This window comes from Miniphocaeibacter sp. (assembly GCF_049276255.1).
Classification (GTDB): domain Bacteria; phylum Bacillota; class Clostridia; order Tissierellales; family Peptoniphilaceae; genus Miniphocaeibacter.
The window spans coordinates 110,117-121,390 of sequence record NZ_JBASWB010000083.1; the positions used below are offsets into that span (position 1 = coordinate 110,117).

At 29.4% G+C, this 11,274-nt stretch carries 9 protein-coding genes; 1 reads left to right on the forward strand and 8 read right to left on the reverse strand.

The annotated features are described in order from the left end of the window. Positions 1–94 precede the first annotated feature (94 nt). Positions 95–610, forward strand: a complete 516-nt coding sequence (locus WAO56_RS12160) for an IS256 family transposase (RefSeq protein WP_422144323.1) — start codon at positions 95–97, stop codon at positions 608–610. A 339-nt stretch (positions 611–949) separates the two neighbouring features. Here the strand turns inward: WAO56_RS12160 and WAO56_RS12165 are convergent, their stop codons facing one another. From WAO56_RS12165 to WAO56_RS12200, 8 genes are all read right to left on the reverse strand, one after another. Beyond that, positions 950–2,440, reverse strand: coding sequence for a UxaA family hydrolase (locus tag WAO56_RS12165; protein WP_422144324.1), 1,491 nt, complete (start codon positions 2,438–2,440; stop codon positions 950–952). 7 nt (positions 2,441–2,447) lie between these two features. Further along, positions 2,448–3,914, reverse strand: a complete 1,467-nt coding sequence (locus tag WAO56_RS12170; protein ID WP_422144325.1) for a tagaturonate reductase — start codon at positions 3,912–3,914, stop codon at positions 2,448–2,450. Positions 3,915–3,969: 55 nt separating this feature from the next. After that, positions 3,970–5,373, reverse strand: coding sequence for a glucuronate isomerase (gene uxaC / locus WAO56_RS12175; RefSeq protein ID WP_422144326.1), 1,404 nt, complete (start codon positions 5,371–5,373; stop codon positions 3,970–3,972). 51 nt (positions 5,374–5,424) lie between these two features. Then, a complete protein-coding gene (locus WAO56_RS12180; protein ID WP_422144327.1) occupies positions 5,425–6,420 on the reverse strand; it encodes a LacI family DNA-binding transcriptional regulator in 996 nt (331 codons plus the stop codon). A 186-nt stretch (positions 6,421–6,606) separates the two neighbouring features. Continuing rightward, on the reverse strand, positions 6,607–7,611 hold the full coding sequence (locus tag WAO56_RS12185) for an ABC transporter permease (RefSeq protein WP_422144328.1): 1,005 nt from the start codon (positions 7,609–7,611) through the stop codon (positions 6,607–6,609). A gap of 13 nt (positions 7,612–7,624) precedes the next feature. Then, positions 7,625–8,602 carry an ABC transporter permease gene (locus tag WAO56_RS12190; protein ID WP_422144329.1) on the reverse strand — a complete coding sequence of 326 codons (978 nt, stop codon included), beginning with the start codon at positions 8,600–8,602 and terminating at the stop codon, positions 7,625–7,627. Between the two features lies 1 nt (position 8,603). Further along, complete coding sequence (locus WAO56_RS12195; RefSeq protein WP_422144330.1) at positions 8,604–10,133, reverse strand: sugar ABC transporter ATP-binding protein; 1,530 nt, start codon at positions 10,131–10,133, stop codon at positions 8,604–8,606. Positions 10,134–10,188: 55 nt separating this feature from the next. Beyond that, the gene (locus WAO56_RS12200) at positions 10,189–11,211 is read right to left on the reverse strand and encodes an ABC transporter substrate-binding protein (protein WP_422146376.1); all 1,023 of its coding nucleotides are present in this window, start codon (positions 11,209–11,211) and stop codon (positions 10,189–10,191) included. Between the last annotated feature and the right edge of the window lie 63 nt (positions 11,212–11,274).

Here is an 11,274-nt window from a genome sequence, read left to right on the forward strand (position 1 = left end):
ATAATGATAGATTGTAAAATTAAATGCAACACCTAAAATAGAAAACTATGAAATTAATTCAGCACAAGATATTAAAGAGGCTTTAAAAGATTTCTTGTCAGGAACAATAGAAGGATTATTAAAAGCAGAATTAGATGAGCATTTGGACTATGATTATGGAGAAACACCACTGTCATTAAATACTAGAAATGGTTCCAGTTCTAAAAAAGTGAAATCAACATACGGAGAACTTGATGTTGATATTCCTAGAGATAGAGAATCTACCTTTGAACCTATAGTATTAAAGAAATATCAAAAAGACATTTCTAATATAGAAAATCAAATAATATCCATATATGCAAAAGAAATGACCACAAGAGATATATCAAGTCACATAAAACAAATATACGGATTTGGAATATCTGAAAGCATGGTAAGTCAAATAACCAATAAGATATTACCAACAATAAAAGAGTGGCAAAATAGACCTTTGGAAAGAATATATCCTTTCGTATCTTTAGACGCTATACACTACAACGTAAGAGAAAATGGAGTAATCGTCAAGAAGGCTGTATATATTGTCTTAGGCTATAATTTAAACGGACTTAAAGAAGTGTTCGGCATGGAATAGGTGAAAATGAATCAGCAAAATATTCGCTCTGGAAAAAGTCCAACTTTTTGGGGTCACCTTAATAGCAGGTGGTTTTATGTTTCGTACGCTACGCGTACTCAACTGTCTAAAGACAAAAACAAAAATTCAATAATTGGGAAATATTTCCCAATTATTGAATTAAAATCACCTAAGAGAAAAACTGTTAATTGACAGTTTTAATTAACTATGTCAGAATATAGCTAGAAATTCGAATTTCAGAAATTTAATAGACTAAAATATTTTTTGATAATAATATTAAGAAATATTATATTGTTTATCTTAATCTAGAAACCGAAACACAAAACTATTTACACTCCCTTATAAGATTACTCCATCTTTAAATATTGTTATACTTTTAAAACCATTTTTTTCATTGTTTGTTAATTCACCTGAAGCTACTTTTACAATATAGTCTAAAAAGGATTCTGTTAATGTTTCAAAATCTATACCATTAAGTAATTGTCCTGCATCAAAATCTATCCAATGTGGTTTTTTCTCAGCTAGTTCACTATTAGAAGACAATTTTATAGTTGGAACTATATTTCCAAAAGGATTACCCCTTCCTGTTGTAAAAACAATTAAATTAACACCTGAAGCAACTAGGTTAGTGGTGGATACTTGATCATTACCAGAACCATTTAATAAAAAGAAACCGGCCTTGTCTATTTGTTCCCCATAGTTTAAAACCCCTACTATTTCAGAACTTCCACCTTTTTGAATACATCCTAAAGATTTATCTTCTAAAGTTGTAATACCCCCTTTTTTGTTACCTGGTGAAGGGTTCTCATATATTTCTTGATTATATTTTTTAAAATAATTTTTATAACCATTAATTAAATCTACAATTTTACCAAAAACCTCTTTATCTTTAGCTCTGGCCATTAATAAATGTTCTGCTCCAAACATCTCTGGAACCTCACTAATAACTGTACTTCCTCCATAAGAAACAATTTCATCATTTACCTTACCTGAAAGAACATTTGCAGTTATTCCTGAAAATGCATCAGAGCCACCACATTTAAATCCTATTTTCAACTTATCTATTCCAACTTCTTTTCTTTCAAATTTAGCTGCATAATCAACTAATTCCCCTAATAAATTCATAGCTTCTAAATATTCATCTTTAACATTTTGTATAGTTAAAAACTTAATTCTATCTTTATTATATTCTCCAAGAAAAGGTTTGAAAATTTCTAAATAGTTATTCTCACAACCAAGACTTAAAACCAAAACACCTCCGGCGTTAGGATTTTTAATTATACCGGAAAGTATTTTTTGAGTTATTTCTAAATCGTCACCTAATTGACTACAACCCATATCATGAGTTATGGCAACTATATCATCTACCTTATTACCGTACTTTTCTTTAGCCAATTTAGTTAAATTTTTTGCTGTTTGATTAATACAGCCAACTGTAGGTACTATCCAAATTTCATTTCGTGTACCAACATTACCATCTTCTCTTATATAGCCATTAAACGTTGGTGTTTTTTCCTTCTTATAATTAAAATTAATGGTTTCTTTATTGTATTTATAGTCTATAATATCCTCAAGATTGGTTTTTACATTATCGGTATGAACATGGTCGCCTATATTAATATTATCAATAGCCTTTCCAATAATTTCACCGTATTTAATTATATTTTCTCCGATATTAATATTCTTAATTGCAATTTTATGACCAACTGGAATTTCAGAATTAATTTCAATTTCAGTATCTTTAAAAATAATTTTGTCTTCTCTTTTTAAATTCTTTATTGCAACAACAACATTATCATTTTCATTAATTTGTAAAATTTTATTATTCATTCCTCACCTATTTAATATTTTCTATAGTTTTAATTATTCCTTTTTCTTCAATACTGTTTAAATAATATAATACTTCTTCAAATAGACCATTTATTTCTAACAAATTAATTCCCCAAATATCTTTATTTTCTAATATCTTTTCTAATATAATATTAATGTTTTCTTCTTTCCATACATTTTCAAAAAATTTTAGAATATTAGTATCATCTTTTATCTCGTATTCTGAATTATTTAAATCCTTTCCAAAAAAGTTATTATCTTTCTCTTCTATTTTATAAAATCGAATTAATGATGCTAGGGAGAATGTTAATCCTCGAGGAATTTTATTAAATTTATTATAATAATCCAATAAACTACTTAAACATCTTTCCTTATATTTAGCTACGGAGTTTAAAGAAATATCCAATAAGCTGTGGTCAATAAAAGGATTTTTAAATCTATCCTTTACTGAACTAGAGAAACTTATTAATTCATCTTCGTCCATATCAATAGTAGGTATTACTTCTTTTTTTATTACTAAATCATAAAAGTCATTAAAAGCACTATCTTCCATCATATCTCTAACTATCTTAAACCCAGAAAGATAAGCCGCTAAAGCCATAGAAGTATGGGCTCCATTTAAAATTCTAACCTTCCTAATCTTATATGGCTTAACATTATCTGTCCAAATAATATTTGCCTTTGTCTTATGAACTGGAAACTTAATCGCATCTTCCTTTGTACCTTCTATAACCCAAAGGTTGAAAATTTCACTAGTTACCAGAATTTCGTCCTTGTAACCCAATTTTTCTTCTATTTCTTTTATATTATTTTTAGGATATCCTGTCACAATTCTATCAACTAACGTATTTAGAAACTTATTGTTTTCTTCTACCCATTTCCTGAATTTATCTGGTAATTTCCAATCTTCAATATGTTTTAAAACTATTCTTTTTAATTCTCTACCATTATTATCAATTAATTCCACTGGAATAAATAATAACCCCTTAGATTCATCGCCATTAAAATGTAAATATCTTGTATATAATAATTTTGTTATTTTAGCTGGAAAAGATTTTGGATAATTCTCTTTAAAATCAACTTCTTCATATGCAATTCCAGCTTCTGTTGTATTTGAAATAATAATTGATAACTCTTCACTTTTTATAACTTCTTCATATCTTTTAAAATCTTCGGCCTTATATGGATTTACCATATCAGAAATACTAGTTACGATTTTAGATTCTTCTTTAGGTTTTCCATTATCTAAACCTCTCATAACCAAAGTATAGTTAAAGTTCTGTTTTTTAAACCTATCTAAATTTCCTCTTTCAGTAGCCTTAGCTACTACTAGAGATGATTTTAAACTTTCATCATCATTACTTAAATCAATAATCCAATCGACAAATCCTCTTAGAAAGTTTCCTTGTCCAAATTGAAGAATTTTTTTAGGATATTTAGAATTATCTTTTATTATTTTGTCTTTTATTTCCATATTATCTCCTAAATTGATTTAATTAAATAAATCATTATTATAAAATCTACTACATTTATTTAATTTTTATATATTTTTTTGCATTATAAAAGCTTATATTTTTAACTATTTCTCCTAAAAATTCCTTATTCCAAGGATATTCTCCTAATTCTACATATTCACCTAAAATATTACAAAGTATTCTTCTGAAATAGTCATGTCTTGGATAAGATAAAAATGATCTTGAATCTGTTAACATTCCAATAAAATTAGATAAAATTCCACTAGCTGCTAAATCTTTTATTTGCTTAGTCATTCCATCTTTATGGTCTAAAAACCACCAAGCAGTTCCAAATTGAATTTTGGATATTCCATATTCTTCTCCTTGAAAACATCCGGCAATTGTTGATAATACATAATTATCTTTCGGATTTAATGAAAATAAAATTGTTCTAGGTAATTCATCTGTTAAGTCCATTGCACTAAGTAATTGACCTAGCTCTTTAGCATATTTATAATCATTAACAGAGTCGTAGCCAGTATCAGGTCCTAATTTATTGAACATTCTTTCGTTATTATTTCTTAAGGCACCAATGTGTAGTTCCATAACCCAGTCATATTTTTTATATTCTTTTGCTAAGAAAATCATAAGTTCAGTTTTGTATTTATCTTCTTCATCCTTACTTATTTTCCCGCCATTTAAGCCTTTAGCAATTATATTTTCTAACTCCTCTTCTGAAGCTCTTCTATAAGGAATATAATTAAAGGCATGATCACAAGCTGCACATCCATTATCATTAAAATAAGCTATTCTTTTAGCTAATGCTGTTTTTAAATCTTTAAAACTCTCAATTTCAATGCCAGAAATATTAGACAATTCTCCTATATATTCTTTATAATCACCAGTTTCTATGTTTAAGGCTTTATCTGGTCTCATAGCTGGTAAAACTTTTGTCTTAAATTTCCCCTCTTCCTTAATTTTTTTATGATATTTTAAATCATCAATAGGGTCATTTGTCGTACAAACTGCATATACATTAGATTTTTCAATTAATTTTCTTGCTTTAAATTCATCAGTTTCCAATAATTGATTGACTTTTTCCCAAATTTCTTGACAGGTATTTTCATTAAGTTCAGTATCAATTCCAAAAAAGGTTTTTAATTCTAAGTGTGTCCAATGATATAAAGGATTTCCTATTAATAACGGAACAACCTTAGACCATTCTTTAAACTTTTCAAAATCTGAAGCTTTTCCTGTAATTTTTTCTTCAGATATACCATGAGCACGCATGACTCTCCATTTATAATGGTCTCCCCCTAACCATGCATCAGTAATATTTCGAAATTGTTTATTCTCCCATATTTCCTTAGCTTCTAGATGACAATGAAAATCAAATATTGGCATGTCCTTTGCAAATTCTTCATATAAATATTTACCATACTTGTTATGTAACATAAAGTCATTATTAATTACTTTCATTTTAACTCCTTTCAATTTGTAAGCGATTACATTATTTGTTAAAAAAAAACATTAAGATGTTTCTTTTTCTATAAATTCTGGAATTACATAGTTGTTGTTTTTTACTATCTCTCCTTCCATTTTTTTTACTAATAAATCTATTGCAATATTGCAATGTTCTTCTATTTTATGATCAATAGTTGATAAAGCTTTATAGGTATAATTTGTTAAATCAATATTATCAAAGCCTATAACTGCTAATTTATTAGGAATTTCAATACTATACTTTTGGGCCACTTTTAAAAATTTTATTGCTGAAGTATCTTTTTCAAATTGAATACTATCAACTTCAGGATTATTTTTAAGAAAATCTATTATTTTCTCATATTCTTTCAAATCCTCTTTAATTTCTAAAAGTAAATGTTCACTATCTAAATTTGGATAATATTTTTCAATTGCTTCTATAAATCCTTCTTTTTTAGAAATACTAGCCCTTGTAATATATTTTTGTTTATCCTGTATATATATAGGATTTTTATAACCCTTATTTTTCAGGTACTCTATTGATTGATTCAATCCATTCTTTTCATCACAAATAACAAAGGTAGAATTCTTTCCTATAATATTATTTATTAGCACAATAGATATATTTTTATTTAATTCTTCAAATCTTTCCTCTAAAACTTTGTCACCATAAGAAGCCCCAAGCAATATTATTCCATCTACACCTTTTTGATTAAGTAACTCAAAATATTTAAGCTTTTGTTCAGGCTCTTCTGATGTATTACATAAAATTGAATTATATCCCTTTGATACTAAATTCTGTTCCAATAAAAATGCAGAATTAGCATGGAAGGGATTCCTTATATCGGGAACCATAATTCCTATGGTATTTGTCTTATTTGTTGCAAGACCCCTTGCAATATGACTTGGTCTATAACCATATTTATTAATTATTTTTTGTACTTTTATTCTCGTTTCTTCTTTTACAGCCTCTGGATTATTTAATACCCTTGAAACTGTAGCTGTTGAAACATTTGCTTTTTTAGCTATATCGTATATATTCATAACACCCTCAATGATAGCGCTTCCATCTATTTGATTTAAGAATAACAAATTTCACCAATAAAGTCAATTATTATACTAGAATTAAATATAGTACTTAGACTTTTGATCATATTTATATTAAATAATTACAAAGAAAAACTTTCCTTTAAAATCCAAATTTTTGTTTTAAAGGAAAGCTTTCTATCTTTAAGTATTAAATTCTTCTTTAACCTCTTCTTTGTTTTTTTTCTTAAAGGAAAATACTTCTGATTGCAACGCTATTGATAATAGAATTACCCCTCCCATTGCTACTCTTTGCCAAGCAGAATCCAATTTTCCAGAGTAATTAAATATTGTATTTATTATTGTAATAATCATTGCTCCGAAAAATGCTCCACTAAATTTTCCTTCTCCTCCTGAAAGTTTAATTCCCCCAAGAGCACACATCGCTATTGCAGTTGTTTCCCAAGCATCACCAGCATTTGGTTGAGCAGTACCTAATTTAGAAGCTGATAATATACCTGAAAGGGCTGCAATTACACCACATGCAACAAATGCTAATATTTTGGTTCTATCTACTGGTAATCCCATCATTCTAGCTGCTTCTTCATTTCCTCCAACAGCATACAGAGATGTTCCAAATTTTGTATTATGTGATATATGCATACAAATTAAAGTAAGTACTACAAATATTACTACTAAAATTGGTATATTTGTATTATTTAAAAAAGGAATTCTATATCCTCCTATTGCTCTTAATATAGGATCTTTTATAGAAACAGGACTTTTATTTGTTATTAGTAAAACCAATCCTCTAACTCCCATTAACATTGCTAATGTAGCAATCCAAGAAGAAATACGCAATTTAGTAACCATTAAACCATTTAATAATCCTGTAATAGCTCCACACATTAAACCTAATACTATTCCTAGTATTGGATTAGTCTGTCCAAAAATCCCCATTATAACTCCAGATAATGCCAAAACTGCTCCAACTGATAAATCTATCTGACCTATCATTATAACAAAAGCCATACCTAATGCTGCAATACCTGTATCACTGGCAGCTTTGTTAAATAATCTCATAATTGAAGGAAATGACATTAAATTCTTTTCAGAAAAAGCAATGCTAGCAAATATGAACAAAATCAAAAATGCAATTATAGAACTTTTAGAACCAAACCAATTCCATGTTTTCTTTAAAGTTTTCATTTATTTCACCTTCTTATTTCTTTCTATCTGATTGAATATAAACAGCTACAACAATAATAATCGCCTTAACTATTTGTGCATATTCATATGGAATATTATTCGTATTTACTGCCATTGATATTATAGACATAATAAAAGCACCTATGACAGTACCAAATACACGACCTCGACCTCCAGACATTTTAGTTCCACCAATAACTACGGCAGCTATAGCATCTAGTTCAGCCAATAATCCTACATCGTTAGGATTGATGTTTCCAATTTTAGCTACTGAAAAAATTCCTGCTGCTGAAGCAAGAAATGCACTTGCCATATATACAAATATAATTACAGCCGTTACATTTATTCCTGCTAACCTAGCTGAGTTAACATTGTCCCCTACTGCCTGTATTCTTCTACCAAGAACTGTTTTGTTTAAAATAAAATATACTAAGGCAATACTTAAAATAATTGGAATTATTTGTATTGGTAATAAACCAGCAATTTTATAATTTCCTAACAGTTTGTATAGTTCACCCTGTGCTTGAGAAATATATACAGTTTTTGAACTAGTTGCAACTAGTGCAAGGCCTCTTACACCTATCATTAAACCTAATGTTACAACCATCGGTTGTACTTTTAATTTTCCAACCATAAATCCTGAAACAAGTCCACTAGCGGAAGATAGGATTATTGCCGCTAATAATCCTACAGCCAACATAATAATTGAAGCCTTACCTTCAAAATTTACAAATCTAGTTGATAAAGCAGCTGCTAATGCCATTACCGCACCTACAGATATATCAATTCCACCTGTTGAAATTACCATGGTCATACCCATTGCCGTTAAAATAACAGGACAAATTTGTGTAAGCATTAGGCTAAATGTATTTAATGCAAAGAAGTTAGGTGTGATTATTGCATTAACAATTAGCATAATAACCAATAATATAAAAGCACTATATTTTTTTAGGAATTCCTTTGAATTCATTTGACTTTTATTGTTAATCAATTTATTGTCCCCCTTCTTTACTACTTACTTTTCCTGCAGAAGCAATAGTACTCATAATTAAATCTGAATTTATATCATCCTCTATTAAATCTGCTAATTCTTTTCCTTCTCTCATAACATAAACCCTATCGCAATTACGTTCTAATTCTTCAACTTCTGATGAAATCATCAATATACTAATTCCATTAGAAGAGAGTTCTTGAATTAGGTCTTCAATTTCTGATTTTGCACCTACATCAATTCCCCTTGTTGGTTCATCCATTATAATCAAATCAGGATTCATACACATCCATCTGGCTAGTAGTACTTTCTGTTGATTTCCACCTGATAAATTACCAATTAATTGGTTCATTGTAGGTGTTTTAATTCGGAGTTTGTCAATATAGTATTGAGTTAGCTCCTCTTCTTTTTTATTGGAAATAATTCCATGTTTACTAATTTGTGGAAGTAAAGCCACTGTCATATTTTCTTTAACAGTCATTTCTGGGAAAATACCTTCTACTTTTCTATCTTCTGTACAAAAACCCATACCTAGTTTTATAGCCATTTGTGGATTTCTTAATGAAACTTCTTTATCTAACCAGTAAATATTACCTTTATCCGGTCTTGCTTCACCAAATAGTACATTTGCTAGTTCCGTTCTTCCTGATCCTAATAATCCTGCTAATCCTAGAACTTCACCTTTTTTAATAGTTATCCCTATACCATTTAATTTAGTTTCATAGTGAATATCTTCCATTTTCACTAACTGGTCAGCATTTTCAAAGGAATATTTTCCTTTCTTTCTTTCTAAAGTTACTGCTTCTCTACCAATCATTAGGGAAACTAGTTTCATTTGATCTAAATCACTTATTTTGTAATCACCAACAAGCTCTCCATCCTTTAAAATTGTTACATGACCACAAATTTCAAATACTTCATCTAGTCTATGACTTATAAATATAATAGCTATCCCTTGAGATTTTAAACGTTTTATAACATCAAAGAGAACTCTAACCTCTTTAGTATCTAAAGAAGAAGTAGGTTCGTCCATAATAACCAGTTTCGCATTTGTAGAAACAGCCCTAGCAATTGCCACCATTTGTTGAATAGCAGTGCTATATTTTCTTAATGGAACATCTACGTCAATATGTAAACCCATATCAGATAAAAGTTCCTCAGCACCGGCTTTCATTTTTTTTCTATCTAAAGAACCATATTTATTCTTAATTTCCCTTCCTAAATAAATGTTTTCATAAACAGTTTGGAAAGGACTAAGGTTTAATTCTTGGTAAATTGTACTTATTCCTTCTTCTTGGGCCTCTAAAGTTGACTTTGGATTAATCGATTTCCCCTGAAATATTATATCTCCACTATCTTTTCCATATACGCCAGTTAACACCTTTATTAATGTTGATTTTCCAGCTCCATTTTCTCCCATTAAAGCATGAACTTCACCTTCAGCTACAGAAAAATCAACTTTTTTTAACGCTTTTACACCAGGAAAAGATTTTTCAATATTTTTCATTTCTAATATTATTTTTCTTTCCATATTAAACCTCCAGTTGGAAGAAACGACCTGCTTATGCAGGCCGTTTTATATATTTTTAGTATCCCAATGCTGGATCTGCATTGTTTATATCAAATAAAGTATCTTCAATTATTAGTTTTTCATCTACTTCTACATTATTTTTTAATTTGGCAATAGTTTCAAAAGTTATTGGTCCAAAATAAGGTGAACAAGAAGCAGTACATAACATCTCTCCTGATTTAACAGCTTCTAATGCAGCTGCTGCACCATCAATTCCACATACTAAAATATCTTCTCCTGGTTTATAACCAGCAGCTTTTATTGCAGTTAATGCACCTAGAGCCATATCGTCATTATGACAGAATACTACATCAACTTCATCACCTTGAGCTTGAAGAATATTTTCCATTACAGATTGTGCTTCAGCCATTAAGAAACCTGCAGGTTGTTCTACTATTACTTTTAATTCAGTATCTTTAATTGTATTTAAAAACCCTTCATTTCTTTCTGTTGCAGAAGTAGCTCCGGGAGTTCCTTGTAAAATAACTACATTTCCTTTACCTTCTGTAGATTCTATAACTTTTTTAGCAACTTGTTCTGCTTCCCAAATAAAGTCAGACATTATAGCTGTTGTATAATCAGTTCCAGCTTCACCATTTACTCCACGGTCTACTAATATAACGCCGATTCCCTCATCCATTGCCTCTTGTAAAACACTTTGTAAACCATCTTCTTCCTGAGGAGCAGCAATTATGTAGTCAACTCCTTGTGCAATCATGTCACCAATATCTGAAGCCTGTTTAGCTATATCTCCACCTGCATCAGCATAAACTAATGTTACATCGTTTTCCTTAGCAGTTTCTTGAATACTTTCTGTCTCAGCTATTCTCCATGCACTAGCATTATCACATTGTGAAAATCCTACAGTTAAACCTGCTAAAGCAGACATATCTAGTTCTCCATTTTCAGCTTGCTTTACTGGTGTTCCAGCATCTGTTCCCTCTGTTTTCTTTTCTTCCTTACTACTACATGCTGCTAAAGAAAAAACCAAAATTGCTGATAACATTAAAGCTAATACTTTTCTAAATTTTTTACTCATACGTTTTCCCCCTTAAAATTTTTATTTGCTTTTCACCTATATTATATAAATTATCAATCTTAT

Excerpts from the sequence above, each read along its gene's own strand:
- WAO56_RS12170 (WP_422144325.1), bottom strand. The coding sequence starts at position 3,914 with ATGGAAATAAAAGACAAAATAATAAAAGATAATTCTAAATATCCTAAA.
- WAO56_RS12185 (WP_422144328.1), bottom strand. The coding sequence starts at position 7,611 with ATGAAAACTTTAAAGAAAACATGGAATTGGTTTGGTTCTAAAAGTTCT.
- uxaC (WP_422144326.1), bottom strand. The coding sequence starts at position 5,373 with ATGAAAGTAATTAATAATGACTTTATGTTACATAACAAGTATGGTAAA.
- WAO56_RS12195 (WP_422144330.1), bottom strand. The coding sequence starts at position 10,133 with ATGGAAAGAAAAATAATATTAGAAATGAAAAATATTGAAAAATCTTTT.
- WAO56_RS12180 (WP_422144327.1), bottom strand. The coding sequence starts at position 6,420 with ATGAATATATACGATATAGCTAAAAAAGCAAATGTTTCAACAGCTACA.
- WAO56_RS12165 (WP_422144324.1), bottom strand. The coding sequence starts at position 2,440 with ATGAATAATAAAATTTTACAAATTAATGAAAATGATAATGTTGTTGTT.
- WAO56_RS12200 (WP_422146376.1), bottom strand. The coding sequence starts at position 11,211 with ATGAGTAAAAAATTTAGAAAAGTATTAGCTTTAATGTTATCAGCAATT.